The 21398-nt window shown below is 56.7% G+C and carries 24 protein-coding genes; 14 read left to right on the plus strand and 10 right to left on the minus strand.

Annotated features, from left to right (window positions below; translation table 11 throughout):
- Positions 1–162: 162 nt before the first annotated feature.
- Positions 163–1119: a thioredoxin-disulfide reductase gene (gene trxB / locus AC0IM9_RS03135; RefSeq protein ID WP_278211117.1), complete on the minus strand. Its 957-nt coding sequence runs from the start codon at positions 1117–1119 to the stop codon at positions 163–165.
- Between the two features lie 172 nt (positions 1120–1291).
- Between trxB and AC0IM9_RS03140 the strand changes: the two genes are divergently transcribed.
- From AC0IM9_RS03140 to AC0IM9_RS03190, 11 genes are all read left to right on the plus strand, one after another.
- Positions 1292–3604 carry a DNA translocase FtsK gene (locus AC0IM9_RS03140; RefSeq protein ID WP_482803025.1) on the plus strand — a complete coding sequence of 771 codons (2313 nt, stop codon included), beginning with the start codon at positions 1292–1294 and terminating at the stop codon, positions 3602–3604.
- A gap of 5 nt (positions 3605–3609) precedes the next feature.
- Positions 3610–3804, plus strand: coding sequence for a hypothetical protein (locus AC0IM9_RS03145; RefSeq protein ID WP_278211119.1), 195 nt, complete (start codon positions 3610–3612; stop codon positions 3802–3804).
- A complete protein-coding gene (locus AC0IM9_RS03150) occupies positions 3804–4070 on the plus strand; it encodes an SWEET family sugar transporter (protein WP_482803026.1) in 267 nt (88 codons plus the stop codon). Before AC0IM9_RS03145 ends, AC0IM9_RS03150 begins: the two co-directional genes overlap by 1 nt.
- Positions 4071–4174: 104 nt before the next feature.
- The gene (cobO, locus tag AC0IM9_RS03155) at positions 4175–4711 is read left to right on the plus strand and encodes a cob(I)yrinic acid a,c-diamide adenosyltransferase (RefSeq protein ID WP_482803027.1); all 537 of its coding nucleotides are present in this window, start codon (positions 4175–4177) and stop codon (positions 4709–4711) included.
- A 62-nt stretch (positions 4712–4773) separates the two neighbouring features.
- Complete coding sequence (locus AC0IM9_RS03160) at positions 4774–5184, plus strand: ketosteroid isomerase-related protein (protein WP_482803028.1); 411 nt, start codon at positions 4774–4776, stop codon at positions 5182–5184.
- Positions 5185–5290: 106 nt separating this feature from the next.
- Positions 5291–5653: a hypothetical protein gene (locus AC0IM9_RS03165; protein WP_140910978.1), complete on the plus strand. Its 363-nt coding sequence runs from the start codon at positions 5291–5293 to the stop codon at positions 5651–5653.
- 274 nt (positions 5654–5927) lie between these two features.
- The gene (locus AC0IM9_RS03170) at positions 5928–6254 is read left to right on the plus strand and encodes a cold shock domain-containing protein (RefSeq protein WP_140910979.1); all 327 of its coding nucleotides are present in this window, start codon (positions 5928–5930) and stop codon (positions 6252–6254) included.
- Between the two features lie 52 nt (positions 6255–6306).
- Positions 6307–6936: a DedA family protein gene (locus AC0IM9_RS03175; RefSeq protein WP_482803029.1), complete on the plus strand. Its 630-nt coding sequence runs from the start codon at positions 6307–6309 to the stop codon at positions 6934–6936.
- A 24-nt stretch (positions 6937–6960) separates the two neighbouring features.
- On the plus strand, positions 6961–8034 hold the full coding sequence (locus AC0IM9_RS03180; RefSeq protein WP_482803030.1) for an AI-2E family transporter: 1074 nt from the start codon (positions 6961–6963) through the stop codon (positions 8032–8034).
- A 38-nt stretch (positions 8035–8072) separates the two neighbouring features.
- Entirely contained in the window at positions 8073–8816 is a 744-nt protein-coding gene (locus AC0IM9_RS03185; protein WP_482803031.1) for a DUF3530 family protein, read from the plus strand.
- 26 nt (positions 8817–8842) lie between these two features.
- Positions 8843–9082 carry a TIGR02647 family protein gene (locus AC0IM9_RS03190; RefSeq protein ID WP_140910982.1) on the plus strand — a complete coding sequence of 80 codons (240 nt, stop codon included), beginning with the start codon at positions 8843–8845 and terminating at the stop codon, positions 9080–9082.
- Here AC0IM9_RS03190 and AC0IM9_RS03195 read toward each other — a convergent pair.
- Positions 9079–9444 (minus strand): DUF6164 family protein, encoded by a 366-nt coding sequence (locus AC0IM9_RS03195; protein ID WP_482803032.1) that lies wholly within the window; start codon positions 9442–9444, stop codon positions 9079–9081. The genes AC0IM9_RS03190 and AC0IM9_RS03195 overlap by 4 nt on opposite strands.
- Positions 9445–9566: 122 nt before the next feature.
- Here AC0IM9_RS03195 and AC0IM9_RS03200 point away from each other — a divergent pair, with 122 nt between their 5' ends.
- Positions 9567–11240: a SpoIIE family protein phosphatase gene (locus AC0IM9_RS03200; RefSeq protein WP_482803033.1), complete on the plus strand. Its 1674-nt coding sequence runs from the start codon at positions 9567–9569 to the stop codon at positions 11238–11240.
- A gap of 10 nt (positions 11241–11250) precedes the next feature.
- Here AC0IM9_RS03200 and mutM read toward each other — a convergent pair whose 3' ends face one another.
- The 4 genes from mutM to AC0IM9_RS03220 are packed head-to-tail and all read right to left on the minus strand — an operon-like array spanning position 11251 to position 14371.
- Positions 11251–12066, minus strand: coding sequence for a bifunctional DNA-formamidopyrimidine glycosylase/DNA-(apurinic or apyrimidinic site) lyase (gene mutM, locus AC0IM9_RS03205; RefSeq protein ID WP_482803034.1), 816 nt, complete (start codon positions 12064–12066; stop codon positions 11251–11253).
- Positions 12067–12075: 9 nt separating this feature from the next.
- Positions 12076–12699, minus strand: a complete 624-nt coding sequence (hflD, locus tag AC0IM9_RS03210) for a high frequency lysogenization protein HflD (RefSeq protein ID WP_482803035.1) — start codon at positions 12697–12699, stop codon at positions 12076–12078.
- Between the two features lies 1 nt (position 12700).
- Positions 12701–13138 carry a rhodanese-like domain-containing protein gene (locus tag AC0IM9_RS03215; RefSeq protein WP_140910987.1) on the minus strand — a complete coding sequence of 146 codons (438 nt, stop codon included), beginning with the start codon at positions 13136–13138 and terminating at the stop codon, positions 12701–12703.
- A gap of 27 nt (positions 13139–13165) precedes the next feature.
- Positions 13166–14371, minus strand: a complete 1206-nt coding sequence (locus AC0IM9_RS03220; protein ID WP_482803036.1) for an EAL and HDOD domain-containing protein — start codon at positions 14369–14371, stop codon at positions 13166–13168.
- A gap of 118 nt (positions 14372–14489) precedes the next feature.
- On the opposite strand from AC0IM9_RS03220, the gene AC0IM9_RS03225 reads away from it, so the two are divergent.
- Together AC0IM9_RS03225 and AC0IM9_RS03230 are read left to right on the plus strand one after the other, a co-directional pair.
- The gene (locus AC0IM9_RS03225) at positions 14490–14699 is read left to right on the plus strand and encodes a heavy-metal-associated domain-containing protein (RefSeq protein WP_140910989.1); all 210 of its coding nucleotides are present in this window, start codon (positions 14490–14492) and stop codon (positions 14697–14699) included.
- Positions 14700–14745: 46 nt separating this feature from the next.
- Entirely contained in the window at positions 14746–17013 is a 2268-nt protein-coding gene (locus AC0IM9_RS03230) for a heavy metal translocating P-type ATPase (RefSeq protein WP_482803037.1), read from the plus strand.
- A gap of 36 nt (positions 17014–17049) precedes the next feature.
- On the opposite strand, the gene AC0IM9_RS03235 is transcribed toward AC0IM9_RS03230, so the two are convergent.
- From AC0IM9_RS03235 to AC0IM9_RS03250, 4 genes are read right to left on the minus strand one after another with little or no spacing between them, the layout of a single operon-like run.
- Positions 17050–18666: a methyl-accepting chemotaxis protein gene (locus AC0IM9_RS03235; protein ID WP_278211134.1), complete on the minus strand. Its 1617-nt coding sequence runs from the start codon at positions 18664–18666 to the stop codon at positions 17050–17052.
- Between the two features lie 13 nt (positions 18667–18679).
- Positions 18680–19258, minus strand: coding sequence for a hypothetical protein (locus AC0IM9_RS03240; protein WP_482803038.1), 579 nt, complete (start codon positions 19256–19258; stop codon positions 18680–18682).
- A gap of 9 nt (positions 19259–19267) precedes the next feature.
- Positions 19268–19774, minus strand: coding sequence for a hypothetical protein (locus tag AC0IM9_RS03245; protein WP_482803039.1), 507 nt, complete (start codon positions 19772–19774; stop codon positions 19268–19270).
- 2 nt (positions 19775–19776) lie between these two features.
- Positions 19777–21219, minus strand: coding sequence for a hypothetical protein (locus AC0IM9_RS03250; protein WP_482803040.1), 1443 nt, complete (start codon positions 21217–21219; stop codon positions 19777–19779).
- Positions 21220–21398 lie beyond the last annotated feature (179 nt).

Raw genomic sequence — 21398 nt, forward strand, 5'->3', positions numbered from 1 at the left:
AGCTTGACGCCATGAGTGGCAGATGGAAGATAGGGAGCGGCCAAAAGATGGCCGGGATTTGCGGAATGGGGGCGTGACGGGTTGTTTGGCGAGTGCCGGAACTCGCAGTAGGTAGACTCTGAACAGTCAGCGTTGCGGCATTAGCCGCAACGCTAAGGCGAGTTAACCGAACAAATCGTCCAGATATTTTTCGGCGTCCAATGCCGCCATGCAGCCGGCACCGGCGGAGGTGATGGCTTGTTTGTAATGCGAGTCCATCACGTCGCCGGCGGCGAACACGCCCGGTACGCTGGTGGCGGTGGCGTTACCGTGGATGCCGCTTTTAACCACGATGTAGCCGTGGTCCATTTCCAGTTGGCCGGCAAAAATGTCGGTGTTCGGCGTATGGCCGATGGCGATAAAGACGCCGTGCACGTCCAGTTCTTTGGTCGCGCCGTCCTGGGTACTTTTGATGCGCAGGCCGGTGACGCCCATGTCGTCGCCCAACACTTCGTCCAACTCGTGGTTCCATTCGATGCGGACGTTGCCGGATTTTGATTTCTCGATCAATTTGTCGGACAGGATTTTCTCGGAACGGAATTTATCGCGGCGATGGACGACGATGACTTCCGAGGCGATATTGGCAAGGTACAAGGCTTCTTCGACCGCGGTATTGCCGCCACCAATTACTGCGACAGGCTTGTTGCGGTAGAAAAAACCGTCGCAGGTGGCGCAAGCCGATACGCCTTTGCCTTTGAAGGCTTCTTCGGATTCCAGGCCCAGATACTTGGCCGAGGCGCCGGTGGCGATAATTAACGCATCGCAGGTGTAAACGCCGGCATCGCCGGTCAACGTAAACGGCTTTTGCGACAAATCGGTGGTGTGGATGTGGTCGAAGATCACTTCGGTGTTGAAGCGCTCGGCATGGCGCAGCATCCGGTCCATCAATTCCGGGCCTTGCACGCCGTCGACGTCGCCGGGCCAGTTGTCGACTTCGGTGGTGGTGGTCAATTGTCCGCCTTGTTGCATGCCGGTGATCATGACCGGATTCAGGTTGGCGCGCGCGGCGTAAACGGCTGCGGTGTAGCCGGCCGGGCCGGAACCTAGGATTAAAAGTTTGCAATGCTTGGCTGCAGCCATTTTCTCGATCTCCATGCGGGGTTAGTATGAAACGATTATATGGGCAATCCCCCGCGGTTTAAACCGGCAGAATGCCGGGATTTTGCGGGCTGCGCCGGCCAAGCTAATGTGAAATCGATTTTTATCATCTATAATCAGGTTTTAGTTAAGCTTTTAACGTGAGCCGTCACCCATGGTTGCTGTTGTGGAAGAGAGAGACACGCGAGGATATCGCGAAATCGCATTGCTGGGCTGTTCCTGTTTTGCACTGTTCTTTTTGATTGCCTTATTGACCTTTAACTCCAACGATCCGGGTTGGAGCCACAGCACGTCCTACCAATCGATCAGCAACGCCTGCGGCGTGTTCGGCGCCTGGCTGGCCGATTTCGTGCTGAGCTTTCTCGGTTTGATGGCCTACCTGATCCCGGTCATGCTGTTCTGGTACGGTTACATGGTCTATCAGGGGCCGAACCAACAACAGGCCAGCCAGTGGCTGGTCGCGGCGCGCTCGGTCGGCTTTTTGGCGACCGTGGTGTCCGGTTCGGCGATCTTGTTCCTACATCTGCATTTTCTGCGCACCAAAGTCGATCTGCCGGAGAGTCCGGGCGGCATTTTGGGCCGGGAAATCGGCGACGCGCTGGTGCATCTGTTGGGCAATTCCGGCTCGACCTTGCTGTTGCTGGCGATATTCATGACCGGCGTAACCATGTTTACCGGTTTATCCTGGCTGATGGTGATGAGTTTGATCGGCAAGTGTGCGATGAGCGCGTGTTCCGTGGTCGGCCGTCAGGCCGTGACCGGCGCCGAACGTTATCGCAGCAGCGAGAAGCCGGTGCGGGCCGAAGCCAAAAAAGTGCGGAGCAAACCGGAAACCAAAGCCGAATCCAGATCCGACGAAGCGCCGCGCGCCAAACCGCAAATTCAAGTCGTGGAAGCCGTGTCCGCCAAACCTGCCGAATCGGTTAGGCCGCTGCGGCGCAAAGACAGCAAAGTTTTGGAGAATATGGACGACAGCGCGTTCCTGAACGCCTTGCCGCCGTTGTCCTTGCTGGACAAACGCGATATCAAGGTCAAACGCTATTCCAAAACCGAGCTGGAAGAAATTTCGCGCCAGGTCGAAGACGTGCTGCAAGATTATGGTATCGCCGCCGAAGTGGAAGCGGTGTTGCCGGGTCCGGTCATCACCCGTTTCGAATTGCGGCTCGCGGCCGGCGTCAAGGTCAGCCGGATCAGCAGTCTGGCCAAGGACTTGGCGCGCGGCTTGTCGGTAACCAGCGTGCGCATCGTCGAAATCATCGAAGGCAAATCCGTCATTGGTTTGGAAATTCCGAACCAGGAGCGGGAAATGGTCTCGTTGCGCGATCTGCTGGTATCGGACGAATTCGAGCGGGCCAAATCCAAACTCAGCATCGCGATGGGCAAGGACATCGCCGGTACTCCGGTGGTGGCCGATCTGGCGAAAATGCCGCATGCGCTGGTGGCCGGTACCACCGGCTCCGGTAAGTCGGTCGCGATCAACACTATGATTCTGAGCTTGCTTTACAAAGCCAAGCCGGAAGACGTGCGGATGATCATGATCGACCCAAAAATGTTGGAGTTGTCGGTGTACGAAGGTATTCCACATTTGTTGACGCCGGTCGTCACCGACATGAAGGACGCCCAGAACGCCTTGCGTTGGGCGGTGGCGGAAATGGAACGGCGCTACAAGTTGATGTCGAAAGTCGGGGTGCGCAATCTGGCCGGTTACAACCATGCCATCAAGGAAGCCGAAGCCGCCGGCCAGCCGATCCGCGATCCGTTGTTCAATCCGCAAACCCCGATTCCGCTGGATGATTATCCCTATCTGACCACGTTGCCCAGCATCGTCATCGTTATCGACGAGTTGGCCGACATGATGATGGTGGTGGGCAAGAAGGTCGAGGAGCTGATTGCGCGTTTGGCGCAAAAAGCCCGCGCTGCCGGCATCCATTTGGTGTTGGCGACGCAGCGGCCGTCGGTGGACGTCTTGACCGGGTTGATCAAGGCCAACGTGCCGACCCGGATTTCGTTCCAGGTCTCTTCGCGCATCGACTCGCGGACCATTATCGATCAGGGTGGTGCCGAAGCTCTGTTGGGCAACGGCGACATGTTGTTCCTGCCGTCCGGTACCAGCATTCCATTGCGGGCGCACGGCGCCTTCGTCGACGATCACGAAGTGCATCGGGTGGTCGAGTTCATGAAAAAAACCGGACCGACCGACTACCTGGACGAAATTACCCAGGAGCGCACCGACAGCGGCGAAGTGGCGGGCTTGGACGGGGAAGACAGCGAGTCCGATCCGTTGTACGACGAAGCGGTGGCCTTTGTCACCGAGTCGCGCAAGGCTTCCATTTCCAGCGTGCAGCGCCGCTTTAAAATCGGTTACAACCGCGCGGCGCGGATTATCGAAGACATGGAAAACGCCGGCGTGGTCAGTCCGCCGGAAACCAACGGCTCCCGCGAAGTGCTGGCGCCGCCGCCGCGCTGAAGCCGATGAATCCTGCCATCGGCGCATTGCTGGCCATCCTTGCCGTATCGGCCTTGGGCGGCTGGTTGCTGTGCCGTAACAAGCCGGTCGAAAAGCCGGTTAAAGCCATGTTGTTCGTCGGTTACTTTTGGGGCTTGGCTTTTTCTTTATTGATATTAGCGGTGTTGGCCTACCTGGGCTGGCAGCGTTACGCAATCTAATGACTATGAATTCCGATTGGATAGGCTATCTGGCCGCAGCGTTGACGACGGCTTCGTTTTTACCGCAGGCGGTGATGACAGTCAAAACCCGCGATACCTCGTCGCTGTCTTTGGGCATGTACAGCCTGTTTACCTTGGGGGTACTGTTGTGGCTGATTTACGGCGTGTTTCTGTCGAACTGGGCGATTATCGTCGCCAACGCCGTAACCTTTTTACTGGCCGCGGCAATTCTGGCGGTTAAGCTCCATAACTCGTGGCGTAAATAGCCCCGGATTTTGCCGCTGCCACAGTCGGCTTAAAGCAGTGGCTATGCCAATAACTTGCTACAATGCGGGCCCTTTAACGGTCCGGATGGTAAAGGCTACAGCCAATGAAAGTAAGAGAAAAACGACACGGTCTGGTATTGGTACATACCGGCGAAGGCAAGGGCAAATCCTCCAGTGCGTTCGGCATGGTGTTTCGTGCCGCAGGTTGGGGCATGAAGGTCTGCGTGATCCAGTTCATCAAGGGCCAGTGGCAGACCGGCGAACAGAAGGCGGCGACCCGCTTCGACGAGATCGAGTGGCATGCCCTGGGCGACGGTTTTACCTGGGATACCAAAAATCCGGAGCAGGATATCAAGACCAGCCGCGAGATCTGGGAGTTTGCCAAACAAAAGATCCAGTCGGAACAATTCGATCTGGTCGTGTTGGACGAAATCAACTACTGCTGCGGCTACGGCTGGATCAGCGGCCAGGAAATCGCCGATTTCATTCGCCAGCATAAACCCGGTTGGCTGCATCTGGTGCTGACCGGGCGCAATGCGGCGGCGGAAGTGATCGAAGTCGCCGACACCGTCACCGAAATGACCCGTGTCAAACATGCTTTCCAGGCCGGAATCAAAGCCGAGCAGGGCGTTGAATTTTAAGCTGAAAAAAAACCGGGCTTCTGGCAAAATTGCCGCCTTTTTTAATCCAGGCTATGACCACTATGCAACAAGCAATCGAATTGATCAAAAAGTATTATCAAGCATTCAACGACGGCGACATGGAGACCTTCCTCAGCTTGTTGACCGACGATGTGGTGCACGATATCAATCAAGGCGGCCGTGAACAAGGTAAGGCCGCGTTCGGCGAATTCATGAAAAAAATGAACCACCACTACAAAGAGCAATTGGTGGACATGGTGGTGATGGCCAACGAAGACGGCAGCCGCGGCGCCGCCGAGTTCGTCGTGTTGGGTGAGTATCTGAATACCGACGAAGGCCTGCCGGAAGCCAACGGTCAGACTTACCGCCTGCCGGCCGGCGCCTTCTTCGAAATCCGTGACGGTAAAGTCGCCCGCATCACCAATTACTACAATCTGGGCGACTGGATTGCTCAAGTCGATCCGCAGGCCTAAACGCCCTGTAACCGGCGCATTGCCGCTACCGGCCATTTAGCTTAGAATCCGGAACTTAAGGTTTCGGATTTGCTTTGAAAATAACTAGAAACAGAGGAGAGCAACAATGGGCGAAATACAAAAAGCGATGATCGCTGTGGTGGGTGTGTTCGTGGTCGGTTTCATTCTGGTGGGCGCCAGCAAGGAGCAAAGCAACGAAGAGAAGGAAGCCGCGTCGCAGATCCGATCCTTGGTAGCCATGCAGGAAATGGCCAACCAAAAATGCCCGAAATTGATTCAAAACAAGACCGGTACCCAAGTGTATTTCCCGTCCAAAACCGACACGGATAAAGCAACTTACGTGACGATGGAATGGGTCGGCGAGCCGGGCTCCAACTTTAAAACCGCATCCTGCACGCTGCATTTGTCGCTGGGCGGCGTATCGAAGTTGATCATCGACGATAAAGTCCTGATCGACAAGAAAATTTAAGTGCGGACGGCGTTTATGCGGTTATGCGTAAACGCCGTTTCCGTATCGGCCGGTTCCGCGTGGTTTTTGCCGAAGCGGGGCCGTCTTACAACTTGCAAGCTGCTAATTTGCTAGCCTTTCGCCCCTTTTCCAGTACCGCGGGTTCGGCCGGAGCGATCCGGATTAACCGAATTGTCGCGCATTTCGTCCAAAATACGGGCGACGTTAGCCTGATCCTTGCTGCTGCAGCCGAGTTCTTACGTAGTCCCGTTCGTAATTTAAGAGGTGAATCGATATGGCGGATAACACCGTCCACAAAGGTATTTTAAAAACCTGGAAAGACGATAGAGGTTTTGGCTTTATTCAGCCGGATGGCGGCGATAAGGATATTTTTATTCATATTTCTTCGCTGAAAGGCATGGCGCGGCGGCCGCAACGCGGCGATGTGATCGTTTACCGCGTAGCTCGCGAAGCCGACGGTAAATTGAAGGCGGTTGACGCCAGCATCGAAGGCGTTGCCTATCAGGCCGCACCTTCCAAGCCCGTTAAATTCTGGCGTTGGCTGGTTGCGTTGTTGCTGGGGTTGATCAGCGCCGCGGCCGCCGCCTATTTCTACCGGTAACCCGGCCTGCCGGCGCATTACCGCACTATTTACAGGATTCCAGGGATTACAGATGGATTGGCTACATTATCTGCTCGACGTTTTGTTACACATTGATAAACATCTGGCCGAATTGATCGGCGAATACGGTGCAGTTACCTACGCGATCTTGTTTGCCGTGATCTTTGTCGAAACCGGTTTCGTGGTGATGCCGTTTCTGCCGGGCGATTCGCTGCTGTTTGCCGCCGGAGCCTTTGTCGCGGTCGATGCGCTGAATCTGCCGATGCTGCTCGGCATCATGAGCGTTGCCGCGGTCCTGGGTGACACGGTCAATTATTGGATCGGGCGTAGCGTCGGTAAACGTGCCTACTCGTTGAGCTGGGTCAATCGGCAACATCTGGAGCGGGCGCAAACCTTTTACGAAACCTACGGCGCTAAGACCATCGTATTGGCGCGTTTCGTGCCGATCGTCCGCACCTTTGCCCCGTTCGTCGCCGGCATCGGCCGCATGCCGTATGGATATTTCTTCCTTTATAACGTCGTGGGCGGCTTGGCCTGGGTCTTGATTTGCGTGTTTGCCGGCTATTTTTTCGGCAACATTCCGCTCATCAAACAAAATTTCGAACTGGCGATCCTGGCTATCGTGCTGTTGTCGATCACACCTATCGCCGTCGAACTTTTGAAAGCGCGTAAGCAGTCCTAAAACTGAATTCAGCGGAGAAACGGTATGGAGATGAGCGATTCGCAGAAGTGGTTGTTATTGGCCTTCGTTGCCGGATTCGGCGGTTTGCTCTATTTGCTGGCTCCGGTATTGATGCCGTTTGCGGTCGCCGCGATTCTGGCTTATCTGGGCGACCCTTTGGTCGATCGTTTGGAAACCCTGGAATTGCGCGGCTGGCGCCTCAATCGCACCCTGGCGGTGATCGTGGTGTTTTCCGGCATCATTTTTACCATCGCCGCCTTGCTGGTCGTGATTATTCCGGCGCTCGAATACCAGATCGGCGAGTTCATCGATAAACTGCCGTCCTATTTGAATTGGATCAACAAAGCCGTAATTCCTGATCTGCAGAAGTACTTCGGCCGCAGTATCCGCCCGCTGCGCGAAGAGCAATTGCTGAATATGATCCGGAATCACTGGCAAAACGGTGGCGTCGGCGAAAACCTGCTCGAATCGGTGTCGCATTCCGGCGCGGTGCTGATCGGTTGGGTCATGAACCTGGTGTTGATTCCGGTCATCACCTTTTATTTGCTGCGCGACTGGGACGAACTGGTCAGAAGAATCCACGATTTGTTTCCGCGCCGAGCGGCCGGGACCGTGGCGAAACTGGCCGCGGAAGCCGACGACGTGCTGGGAGCGTTCATGCGCGGCCAGTTTTACGTGATGCTGGCGTTGGGCGGCATCTATAGCTTTGGGTTGTGGCTGGTCGATCTGGAATTAGCCCTGGTCATCGGCATGATGGCCGGGTTGGTCAGTTTCGTACCCTATATGGGAGCGATCACCGGCATCGTGTTTGCCTGCATTTCGGCTTTGCTGCAATTTCAGGATGCAATGCATTTGCTTCCGGTCCTGATCGTGTTCGCCGTCGGCCAAAGCATCGAAGGCATGTTGCTGACGCCGTGGCTGGTCGGTAACAAGATCGGCCTGCACCCGGTCGCGGTGATGTTTGCGGTGATGGCCGGCGGCCGTTTGTTTGGGTTTTTGGGGGTGTTGCTGGCTTTGCCGGTGGCATCGGTGGTGATGGTGCTGTTACGCCACATCCACGAGCGTTATACCTTCAGCGGTTTCTACAGCAACGGTTAGCCGCTTTGCGCTTCCGGCCGGCGTTCGCGATATTCTGCTTGGCGGCAGCGTTGCCGGCCGCTGCCGGCGACCAGCGCCGCGAGCAGGATTATGCCGAACAAATTCAACGCCAATTGGCCGTGGGACGCGTGGTTTGGCTGCAGAGTTCGAACCGGCCTGTTCTTGGGCTCTATACCGATGCCGAAAAAACCGACAACCGTAGCGCGGTAATCGTGTTGCACGACATGGGCGGCCATCCGGATCAGCGCCCGGTGATTCGGGGATTGCGCGCCGCCTTGCCGAAACACGGTTGGGCGACCTTATCGTTACAAATGCCGGTGCAGGAGATCGGCGCGAACCTCGACGATTACATTGTACTGTTCGACGACGCGGCGGCACGCATCGATGCCGCGGTGGCCTATTTGCAGCAAGGCGGTGCCAAACGCATCGCCGTCGTCGGTTACGGCGTCGGCGCGGCAATGGCGCTGTATCGGCTCAGTGCCAAACCGGACGGTATCATGGCGTTCGCGGCTATTAGTCTGCCGATCGGCGATAATCGTTTACCGCAGGCGCAAAGCCTGGAGCAAATCAAAAACATTGGCCTGCCGTTTCTGGATGTCTACGCCGAATTCGACGTCGCGGCGGTGGTCGATAGCGCCTGGCAACGGCGCATGGCCGCAAAGGATAATCCGGTGTACCGGCAAATCAGGATGGAAGGCGAAGGGCGCGCATACCAATACGACGACAATCTGCTGATAAAGCGGGTTTACGCGTGGCTGACACTGACCGCCAACGAAAAATAATCATAACCACCACAGGGGGAAAACCGATGCTATTTAACGATGAACTGGTTGCGGAAATCCGGTTTCTATCGCTGTTCAATTTGGCCAGCGCACAGGAAGGGGTCAAGGTGCACGGCAATGCCGATCCGGCATTGATCGAAGCGGCCCGGCGCTTATTCGATAAAGGCTTGATTTCGCAGGCCGACGGCGGCTATTTGACCGACTTGGGAATAGAAGCTGCCGAACATGTCCAGCGGGCCTTGGCCGTATTGGCAACAGCGCCTTAAAGGCCCAATTCGAACAGCCATATCAGCGAGACGAAGCCGACCAGCGCTACCAATACGCTCAAGGCGATGAAACGTAGCGGCCGGGCCAGATTGTGACGCCAGAACCCGGCGGCTTCGCCGCTGTTTTTCAGGGCCTGGTAATGTGCACGTTGGTTCAGCGCACGTTGGGTTTGATAGTGTTCGAACAATTCATCAGCCAGTTGCCGATCCTGGTCGCGGTATAGCCAGATCGCCGGCAACGAGGTGCCCCAGGTGCCGGCCGAGGTCTCGTAAAAGTCGATGTCGTTATCGATCAGCAATTGTCGGACGTCCTCGATTTCATCGGCCGGAACGCCGCGTAACGAAAAAAATAATATCGCCATAGCCGCAGAGTTTAAGTTGGGAGGGACTATTATAAGCCAGCAGCCCACGTTAGCCGCTCGGCCGCTCAATAGCCGCGGCCACTTGGCGTAAGCGCAAATCATCCGTTCGATAGCCACTAATCATGCAAACAGTAATTGTCTTTTTCAGGGATGCCGGCCCCGACGCCGAAGTCGATCACTTGGAGCGCCAGATCATCGGCCAAGGCTACATTTGTCAGCCGGCTACCAGCGATGCGGAAGTGTTGGCCTTGGTCGAATCGCAACCGATCGATTTGTTGATCGTGGCTTGCCGCCATTGGCATTGGCAGGCATTGGCGGAGGTGCGCGAGGCTGCAGACAACTATTTGCCTATCGTGTTAATCAGCGAGTCGATTAGCGATACCTTGTTGGAGCGTTGTGCCACGGTTGATATCGATACGGTATTGTGTCGGCCGGTAAACTTCGGTTTGTTATTGTTCAAGATTCGGTCATCGTTACGTTTGAGCGAATTGTACCGGCGCGAACGGGAGCAGAAAAACCGGTTATTGGACTATTGGCAGATGTCCGATCTCGAGCAAGAGGTTGCAGCCAAATTGTTCAACAGTGTACTGAAAGCCGATTTTCTGGAAACCGACGCGGTTAGTGTGTCGATGTCGCCTATGGCCTTGTTCAACGGCGATTTGGTATTGGTGGCGAAAACGCCGGAAAACCATTTGCACCTGTTGCTGGGCGATTTCACCGGCCACGGCTTGGCGGCGTCGATAGCGGCGACGCCGCTGGCGGACATCTTTTACGGGATGACCCGCAAAGGCTTCGACATCAGCGAGATCGTGGTGGAGGTCAACACCAAGCTTCACCGGATGCTGCCGGCTAACCGGTTCTTGGCGGCGACTCTGGTGGCGTTATACCCCGAAGATTCGATGTTAAAAACCATTACTTGCGGTTTGCCGGACCACTACCTGGTCCATCGAGTCGATAAAAGCTATCGGGCCATCCGCTCCTCCAATATTCCGCTGGGGATTCAGGCCGTTATCGAGCCCGATGTCCAACTGCATCGCGTCGGCGAGCATGAAAGTTTGTATTTGCTGACCGACGGTGTGTTCGAGGCGGAGAATGCAAGCAACGAGTTGTTCGGCGCCGAGCGTGTGTTGCAGGCGATTCTGGAAAGCCGGGACAGCGACTTCGACATATTACAACGCCGGCTGGCGGAACATACCGGCGGAGCCGAGCGCAAAGACGACAACACGATGGTGGTGTTGCGTTGCGCGGTCGATAGCGTGCCGTGGGCCGGCAGTCAGGTCCAGGCCGCCGGGCATAAATTAGCGGCGATGACCTGGAAACAGATGATGGAATTCGACATCGACAGCCTGCGTTGTACCAACCCGGTGCCGGTGATCGTAAACACCTTGACTGAATTGCAAGGCCTGCAGCGCCATCGCCAAGCGATATTTCTGATCGTGACCGAATTGTTCGCCAATGCCTTGGATCATGGCGTGCTGAAGTTGGATTCCGCCGAGAAAACTACCCCGGAAGGCTTCCTGCGGTTTTACGAATTGAAACAACAGCGCCTACAAATGCTAAGCGACGGCAAAATCCGTTTGTTTTTCTCCCATCATCCCACCGAGACCGGCGGGCGGTTGATCGTCAAGGTCGCCGACAGCGGCAGCGGATTCGACTGGCGCCGCCACCGCACCGATTTACAACACAATGCCGGCTATAGCGGACGCGGTATTGCACTTCTGGAAAAACTTTGCAGCAGCGTGACCTACCACGGACGCGGCAACCGGGTCACAGTTGCGTTCGATTGGCAGGCCTGACTAAGGCCTGTCAGCTTTGGCAGCGGCTACAGTAGTAGCTGGCGCGCTGGCTGATTTTCGAATGCTGTATGGGTTCGGCGCAGGTCCGGCAAGGTGCGCCGTCGCGGTCGTAGACGGCCAATGCCTGTTTGAAGTAGCCGGGTTTGCCCTCGGCATTGGTAAAGTCGCGCAAGGTGGTGCCGCCCTGTTCGATGGCCTGGCCCAGCACGGTCTTGATCGCCGCGGCCAGACGTTCGAATTCGGCCCGTTGCAAACTTCCGGCGGCGCGGGTGGGCAACACGCCGGCCAGAAACAACGACTCGCTGGCGTAGATATTGCCGACTCCGACCACGATATGGCTGTCCATGATTAGGCTTTTGATGCACGCCGTCCGTTGGCCGGCGCGGCGTTGCAGGTATTCCGCATCGAAGTCGGCCGACAATGGCTCCGGCCCGAGCTCTGCCAGCAGCGGATGCTGCAGCGGATCGGCGGAAGTCCACAGTGCCGCGCCGAATTTGCGCTGGTCGTTGAAGCGCAGCACGGTATCGTCGGCAAACACGAAATCGAGATGGTCGTGTTTGCCCGGAATCTGCTGCGGATTGGTGATTCGCAAATTGCCGGACATGCCCAGATGCAGAATCAGCGTTCCGGTCTCGGCGCCCAGTAGCAAGTATTTGCCGCGGCGCTCGACCGCATTCAGGCGCTGGCCGGCCAGAACCGCCGGCAGGTCGACAGGAACCGGCCAGCGCAAGCGCGATTCTCGTACCGCTACCGTTTTAAACGTTTTGCCCAGAATGTGCGGCGCGATACCGCGCCGACTGGTTTCGACCTCGGGTAATTCCGGCATGGTGCTGCGTTAGATTTGCGTTAACAGGAACTCGGCTTCGTGGCGAATTTTCTGCCGCGCCAATAGCAGCTTCCAGCGGCTACCGCCGCATTGGCGCCACAGGTGGGCTGAGCGGATACCGGACAGCAGTACCGCGCGAATTTTATTGACCGTGCCTTGGTCGCCCAGATGCTGCGGATCGCCCTGGACCATGATCCGCGGTTGCAGCGTGCTGATGGTGCTGTGGTAGACGTCGGCCAGATTTGCCAGTACGTTTTCATGCAATACGCCGAAATGTTCGGCCTGGGCCTGAGCTCGACCGATGCCGGTCCGGATGCTATCCAACATGTCCGGCTTGCCGGCCAGCCGCTTTTGCAGGTAGACCAGTTGCGCGGCGTAACGGGCTTGTTCCGGATTGGCTGAAGCCCGGCTACCCAACTGGGTCTGCAATTGCTCCAGGCCGTGGCGGATGCCGGCCAGGCCGCCGTAGACGTCGGCGACGCTATCCGAGTCGATTTTCAACAGACTGCCGATGCTGGCTTCCAAGGCCCCGCTTTGGCAGGCACCGGCCGTTGCCAGTTGCTGTACCAGCGAACAGGCTTGGGCGATGCCGGCCAGCGCGATGGTCTGGTTGGTGATCGTGGACAGCGACATATCAATTGCAGGCGCTGGCCAGACAATCCGGTGCAACCGGCCGGCCGGAGCGGATCCAGGACTGGATGCCGTTATTCAAATGATAAACCTTGGGCATGCCGGGCTGTTCGCTGAGCATTTTGCCGACTTTGGCGCTACGGTTGCCGGAACGGCACACCAGAATCACCGGTTGGTCGGGCGAGGTTTTCAATTTCTCCAGATCAGCCAGCCATTTTTGCTGGTCGAATTTGCCGTCGGCATCGAACGATTGCAGCTTGTGGCTGCCCGGAATCAGGCCGGTAGCCTGCCATTCCTGCGGCGTGCGGATATCCACCACCAGCGCGTTTTGGTTTTGTTGCATCGTACCGAGTTGTTCGGTGTCGAGTTCGCCGAGTTCTGCGGCTTGCAAGCTGGCGGACAATAATCCGGCCAGCAAGAAAAAGGGTAATTTTCGTTTCATAGTCTATCCATACCAGTCAATGAAGTGTTATGCGGCCAGTAACGGCGAGATGTGGGTCGCCCACCAGTCGATGCTTTCCAAATAGATATTGGCGATGCGCTCCGGCGCGATGTTACGGTAGTTATTTAGCCCCGTTTCCCAGCGCTCGTAGGCGATACAGAATTTTAAGGTTTCGCCGGCAGGGCCGCGATGGTGGAGCACGGCGTCGTTTATGTCCTGCGCCAGCGGCAAGTGTTCCAGCAATTTCGGCAAGGGCGAATCCATCAGGCTGTCCAGGCCCGACAGCATGCCGATCAGGAAGTAATGCTCGCCGTCATCCTTAACTTCCCGCGCGAGCAGTTCGCACATTTTGGCCCGGATCAGTACGTTTTGCAGTACCGAGGAAGGTTTGTCCGACAGGGCAGATAGGGTCAGGATATTGAGCCAACGCTTGATTTCGACCAAGCCCAAACAGACTACCGCATGTTGTATTGATTCTATTTTGTACGGCAACGCAAAAAACGCCGAATTCAGGTAGTGCAGTAGCTTGAAGCTCATGCTGACGTCTTGCGAGACGATCCCGCTGATCTCGACAAAACTGGCCTCGGGTTTGTTGACTGTGGCTAGTAACTGCAGTGCCGTGGTTTGGCTGGCGCCGATGCGTTTGCCTTCAACGATGTTGGGCTTGCTGAAGAAAAAACCCTGAAATAACTCGCAGCCCCAATCGCGCAGGGTTTCGAACTGCTGATGGGTTTCGACCTTTTCCGCCAGCAATCTTAAATTATAAGGGGCGAGTTGTTTTATCAGTTCGCGGGTGGCGTCCAGCGTGCCTGCCATGACGTCGATCTTGACGATGTCGGCGAATTCCAGCAGCGGCAACCACTCCGGCGCCAGTACGAAATCGTCCAGCGCCAGCGTGTAACCGAGTTGGGACAGTTCCTTTAAATTGGCGACGATTTCGGCGTCGACGGTCACGCTTTCCAGTACCTCGACCACGATGCGGTCTTTCGGCAGATGCAGCGGCACTTTATCCAGAATGTTCTGGGTCGTGAAGTTGATGAAGGCTTTATGCGGCCCGACCAGTTGGTTCAGGCCGATCTCCAGCAAAGTATCGCTGATGACTTGTTTGGTGGCGTTGGCGGCCCCATCTTTTAGGTTAAGGTCGAAATCGGTGCCGCGGAACAGAATTTCGTAAGCGAAGGTATTCAATTGCCGGTCCAGTATTTGCTGCCGGCCAATTAGAAAATCTGTCATTTATTTACGGGCTCCCGATCATTGCACTATGATGCTGCTACGCCCCGCCTTATAACATGTAAGCCGAGATTTAGTCGAGTTCAGGCGCGGCGCATCTCTAACAACCCTAGGAGGAACAATGTCCGAATCAGCAACGCTAACGGTTACCGGCATGAAATGCGGCGGTTGCGAAAATAGTATCGTCAGCAAAGTGTCGGCGCTGGCCGGAGTCAAATCGGTCAAGGCATCGCACTTGGATAAGCAGGTCGGCGTCGAATTCGACCCGGCTCAGATCAGTCTCGACGAGATCGAAGACACCATCGTCGACGCCGGCTTCAAAGTAGAATAATTTTTCGCCGGCAGCCGGCGGTGCTGCCGACATTCGAGGAGGCAGGATGACAGATGCCCAACAGGTAGAAAGCGGCGACGTCCAAGAGATTCGGCTGTCGATTCTCGGCATGCGTTGCGCCGGTTGCGTCAGTGCGGTCGAAACCGCTTTGCAGTCGGTGCCCGGAGTCGCATCGGTCGCAGTTAACTTCGCCGACCATTCGGCAACCGTGCTTGGCGATCCCGACCGGCAGATAATGAAACAGGCTTTGAAGGACGCCGGTTACGACGCCGCGGTGATGGAAGGTCTGGAAGATCCGGCGGAAGAGGAAGCCCAGGAAGAGCTGCGTTACCGCGATTTGATGCGCAAGGCGGCTGTCGCCGGCGCGTTGGGTTTGCCGTTGATGTTGGGCGCCCATATCGATCTGTTCCCGGCGATGGGCACGCCTTCCGGCACGCTGTTCTGGTCCGAAGTTGCGCTATTGACCTTGGCGGTGTTGTATTACTCCGGCGGCCATTTTTTTCACAGTGCGCTCAAATTGCTGGCCGTGAAGCAGGCCAACATGGATACCTTGATTGCATTGGGTACCGGCTCCGCCTGGTTTTATTCCTGCGTCGTCATCGACTATTCCGCGCAATTGCCGTCGCTGTCGGCGCACGCTTATTTCGAAGCCTCGGCCGTGATTCTGGCCTTCATCAATCTCGGCAGCGCCCTGGAAACCCGGGCCCGCGGCAAGACTTCGGCGGCGATCAGAGCCTTGATCGGCCTGCAGCCGCGCACCGCCAGAGTCGTGCGCGACGGTCGCGAGCTCGACGTACCGATTGAGGAAGTCGGTCTTGGCGAGACCTTGCGGGTGCGGCCGGGGGAAAAGATCGCGGTCGACGGCACGGTGGCGGAAGGCCATTCCAGCGTCGACGAATCCATGCTCACCGGCGAATCGATGCCGGTCGAGAAAAATGTCGGCGACAGCGTCGCCGCCGGGTCGATCAACGGCCAGGGCAGTTTTTTGTTCACGGCCACCCATATCGGCCGCGACACAGCGCTGGCGCATATCATTCAAAGCGTGCGCCAGGCGCAAAACAGCAAGCCCGCCATCGCCAAACTGGCCGACAGAATTTCGGCCGTGTTCGTGCCGACGGTGGTTGCAATTTCTGTTCTGACCTTTCTTATCTGGCTGGCGATCGGCCCCGATCCTGCCTTCGGTTATGCCTTTGTTACTTCCATGACGGTTTTGGTAATCGCCTGTCCTTGCGCGTTGGGTTTGGCAACGCCGATCTCGGTCATGGTCGCGGTCGGTCGGGCGGCGCAAACTGGGATTTTAATCCGTAAGGGTGAGGCGCTACAGACGGCCGGCAAACTGACTTGCCTGATACTGGACAAAACCGGCACGGTAACCGCCGGCAAGCCGGCCTTGGCCGAAGTGCTGGGATTCGGTGATTACGACGAAACTCAGGTTTTGCAACTCGCGGCCAGTCTGGAATCCGGTTCCGAGCACCCGCTGGCGGCGGCGATTTTGGCTGCGGCCGAACAGCGTTCGTTGGCTTTGGACAAAGTCAGACGCTTTCAGGCCGTGGCCGGCCACGGCGTAATCGGCCGGATCGGTGAGCGGCAATGCCTGTTCGGCAACGCCGCATTGATGGCCGAACATGGGGTCGATACCGCTGTGTGTCGGGATAAGCTGGCGGAATTGGCCGGAAAAGGCCAGACGCCGATGATGTTGGCGGTCGAACAGGCCATAGTCGGCGTGGTTTCGGTAGCCGACCCGATCAAGCCCGACTCGGCTGAAGCCGTGCGCGAATTGCAAGGCCGTGGCGTCCGGGTCTTGATGGTGACGGGCGACAACGAAATCACGGCCAAGGCCATCGCCGCCCAGGCCGGTATTACCGAATTCCGCGCCCAGGTGTTGCCGACCGACAAAGCCGCGACGGTCAAAGCCTTGCAGCAGCAGGGCGAGTTGGTTGGCATGGTCGGCGACGGTATCAACGATGCGCCGGCCTTGGCCCAGGCCAATGTCGGCTTTGCGATGGGCGCCGGTACCGACGTGGCGATCGAAAGTGCCGACATCGTCTTGCTGCAAGGTTCCTTGCTGAAAATTCCGGAGGCGATCGCGTTGTCGCAATTGACTGTCGCCAACATCAAACAGAATCTGTTCGGCGCCTTTATCTATAACACCATCGGCATTCCGGTTGCGGCCGGCTTGTTGTATCCGCTGTTCGGCATCTTGCTGAATCCGATGATCGCCGGCGCGGCGATGGCGATGTCTTCGGTGACCGTGGTCAGCAACGCCAACCGGTTGCGCTGGATCAAATTGGATAGCGCCGCTAAGCGCCGATAAAACCTTGTTCCCGCAGCGTTGCGGCCGCGGGAGCTCTTACAATCTGAATTGGGAAATGGTTTTTTGCAGGTTACCGGCGATAGCCTGCAAATGATGAGCTTCGCGGGCGGTTTGTTCGGCGTCTGCCGTATTGTTGACGGTGGCTTCGTTGATAGCGACCACATTCTGGTTGATGTGCTCGACCACAATTTTTTGTTCCTTTACCGCATCGGAAATATGCGTGTTCATTTCCGAGATGCGTTCTACCATCGCCGAGATTTCGTCCAACACTGCCCCGGTGCTTTCGATCACCGCCACGGTTTCCTTGGTTTGGGTTTGGCTTTCCGTCATGGCTTTGACTGCTTGCCGCGAGCCTTGTTGCAGCTTCTCGATCATGGCCTGGATTTCGTGGGTCGACTCCTGGGTGCGGCTGGCCAGCGTGCGGACTTCGTCAGCCACCACGGCAAAGCCGCGACCTTGCTCGCCGGCGCGCGCCGCTTCGATGGCGGCGTTCAGGGCGAGTAGATTGGTCTGGTCGGCAATGCTTTGGATCACGTCCAGGACCGAGCTGACGTTGACGCAATCGTTTTCGACGCTACCGATCACCTGGCTGGCGCGATCGATGTTTTGCGAAAGTTCGTGAATCGAGCGTACGGTACTGGTTACGACTGCTTTACCGTCGTTTGCGGCCTGACTGCTTTGGCGTGCGGTTTGCGCCGCATCGGCCGTATTGTTCGAAACGCCGGTGACTGTCGCAGACAATTCGGTCACTGTGGTTGCGACTTGGTTGGCTCCCATTTGCGATTTGAAAATATCTTGTTGTACCCGTTCCGACATTTGGCTGAGCCGGCTCGACGAGACGGTCAACTGCTCTGATTCGGTCGCTACTTGCTGCATCAAGCCTTGCAGCATGCTGAGAAATTCGTTGAACAGTCTGACGATACTGCCGATTTCGTCGCCGCCTTCGTGCGGAATCCGCCGGGTCAAGTCGCCGCCGCCTTGTTTCATGTCCCGCAAGGATTTTTGCAGCGCATTCAGCGGCGGTTCGATTTTGAAATACAGCAGCGCCAAACAGATGACCACGAACAATAACAGCGCGATCGAAAAGGCGATGCGCGAAACACTGTAGTCATGCAACGACGAACTCAATACTTGTTTGGCCTGAGCCAATTCGCGGTCCAGTTGCTCGGTCAAGATCGAGAGCTCCGACGTCAGGCTGGCCGCCGTATCGTCCAGGCCGGTGCCGGGCGCTTTCATGGTCACCGTGCCGGCTTCGTTACCGAGTTTGATGTAGTCCCAACCCATTTTTACGCCGGCGGCGTGCATGGTCCTGATTTTGGTTTTCAGTTCGTCCAGTTTCGATTGCAGGTTCGGTTGCAGTTTGGCCGCGGCATCCAGATTTTTGAGCGCATCGGCCAGATTCTGTTCGGCTTCGGCGAAACCGTCTTCGGTATGCGTGGCGCCGACGTCGGTCAAAAATTGTTGAATTTGTACCACGTGAAAACGGACATGGGCCAGCGCATCGGAGGTGTCTTGTTTTTGGGTGGCGTCGGCGAGGCTGGCGTCGATGCTGGAGAAGGCGTGCCAGAGCGATGCTGCGAACAACAGGTTGGCGGCAAATAAGGAGGATGCGATATAAATCAGCGCGCTTTTGATTGTCAGGTCTTTGCTCATAAAGTTGGGTGGGTTATTTATCGAGTTTTTCCAATGCCGCCGCCAGATTGGCCAGCGCGGCAATCGTTTCGTGTTGGGTCGTGGACAAGTCGTTGCCGTTGTTCAACGCGCACAAGCCGATCTGCCGGTTCAGTTCGGTGATCAGACGCTGGCGCTGGTCGCGGCGGTCGCGCAATTTGCCGACCATCGCCGCAAACGACGCGGCCAGTTCCTGCAGCTGGTCGTGTTCGCGCAGATGGGTGACGGTATCCAGGTTACCGTCGCCGACCTCCCGGCACAGGGTTTCGAAGCGGTACAGCGGACCGGCGATCTTATGCGTGCCGTACAGCACGCCGGCGATGGCAATTGCTCCGGCCGTGACGATGGAGACGACATTGCCGATCATGATCGAGATTCCCAAACGCTCCGTCGCATTGACGATATTGGCGTGAGCGGACTGTGCCTGGGCTTGCAGATCGCCGCCGGTCATCCAGTAAATCAGCAGCGCCGAGCACAGGCCGGACAAAAGAATCAGGGCGAAGGCGCCGAGAATGAAGCGGCCCTGGAACTCTTTTTTAATGAAAATTTGCCGACGGGGTACGGTGTTGTTCATGGTTGAGCCTTAGTTGACGTTGTGACAGGTTAAACAGAGCTCGCCGTCGCTGTTGTTACGGCGCAGTAAGAAACTTTTGCGCAAGCGCTCGGAATTCATCAATTTGTCCATGAAACTGTGGCTTGCCTGCGGCCGGTCGCTATCTAACTTGCCATGGGTGTAATGGCAGGTCAGGCAGGTGATGTCGTTTTCCTCGTTTAACGGCAAATCCGCTGGCACCGGAAAATCGATGTTCAGACCCACTTTGTGGCCCTGGTTGGGGTTATGGCAGGACGCGCACATCGCCACGCCGTCGAGTTTGAAGGCGCTTTGATCGATAGTGATGTTTTTGCTGTGCAATATGTTGTCGTCTTTCAGCTCCGGAGCCGACAAGTGACAGCTGGCGCAATCGGATTGCATGTTTTGTTTGGCGATGACATGAGGGTTTTCGCCAGCCGTGTGTGCGGCGTGAGTATAAAGCAGCAAGCCGGAGCAACTGGCCAGTGCCAATAGCAGTGAAGTTATTCGTTTTTTCATAGTTAGAACGACATCACGATTTGAGCAATACCGAGTTTCCGGTCGAAGTAGCGTTCCGCCGTTTCGGTGCCAAGCGAATCGTCGTATTCGAACTTGACCTGCAAGTGGTCGCTGAATTTGTAATTGAAGCCCAGGCTGAGCATCGAAATATCGTTGATGGCGACGGTACTGCCGTCGAAGTCCAGGCCCAGATTCTGCGAAGGCTGCCAACGGCTGTAGCGGGCGAAGACAATGACCGGCATCTTGGTCAGACTTGCCAAATCCACGGTGAAGGTGGAGTGATAACCCAATTGGTGGCCCTTGCCGAAGGGATTATTGTTCGGGCCGACGACGATTATCGGATTGCCGTCGCCGTCCTGATCCAGAAACACTTGTTGGTGCGCATTCAACAGCATGAACTCGTTCTGCAAGCGCCAGATGCCGTAGCCGATCGCCAAATCGGCGCCGTACACGGTGTTGCGGATCCGGTTTTCGCCGTCCAGTTCGCTCAAATGCGAGATGCCGAATTCGATGCCTTCCGGGTGGGCGTCGTGGATTTTGTAGGCGTTTTGGCCCAGAGTCATACCGAGGCGGCCGCCGATGGTATGACCGTCGTTGGCGTACAAGGCATCGGTCCAAAATACCGAGTAATTGAACCAGTCGAAATTGCCGTAGGAACGCAAGCCGTCGGCGTTGTAGCCGCCCAGTTGCATGCGTGACGTGGTCAACGGCGCCGTGACCGTGACCCGGTCCTTGTTGGCGAAGTATTGGTAATCGCTGCCGAACGGCAAGTCGAAACGGCCGGCCTGGATATGCAGGCCTTTGTTGTTGAAAATCCGGCCCCGCGGCGGAATGCGGTCGTTGAACAGATGGTAGTCGACCAAGGCGACGGCAATGCCGGCCGTGGTACTGCCGCCGCTCAATGCACCTGGACCGCTGTTGCCGCAAAACACCGCTCCCGGTGCGCCGTAGTCGGCATTGGACGAGTTGCCGCACAGTACCAAGGCCGAGCTGGCACCGAAATGGTCGTCGTGAACGTAGTCCAGATCCAGTTCCACTGAGCCGACGCTGAAAGTCTGGTCGGTGGAGTTGCCGGTTTTGGCGTTGATGTCGAAGAAGCCGCTCATGACCAGACCGTTGGCTTCGGCGGCTTCTTTCAGCTCGGCCACCTTTTTGTCCAGCGCTTTCAGTTTGCTGTCTACCGTCGGCTCCGGCTTGGCATTGGCTGCGGCTTTTTCCGGAACCGCTGCCGGCGCGGCTGGCGGCAAAGCGGCAAGGGCCGGAGGCCGTTCTTGCTCCAGTTGCCGGATGCGAGCTTCGAGTTGTTCGATCTTCCGGTCCTTGTCCTGCAACATGGTTTGCACGATCTTGCGAATATGCTCGTCGTCTGCCGTTGCGGCATGGCAATCGGGTTGTGCTCCCAAAGCCAGTGCGGTCAATATAGATAGATATCGTCTTGGGGGCATCGGTTTTCGAAATGTAAGATAAAGACTACTTCTGCAATTGCTAAGGCCAAAGTTAGACATATTTGCCGGGAATACAAGCATATGGGTGCAGTTTGGCAAGCGGCTTATTCGCGCCCAATTCTGGTGATACAATGGCCGGCTTTTTATGCCCGGCGGAGTGTGGTAATTGGCCGGGAAAC

This window comes from Methylomonas sp. Uni0011 (assembly GCF_056850255.1).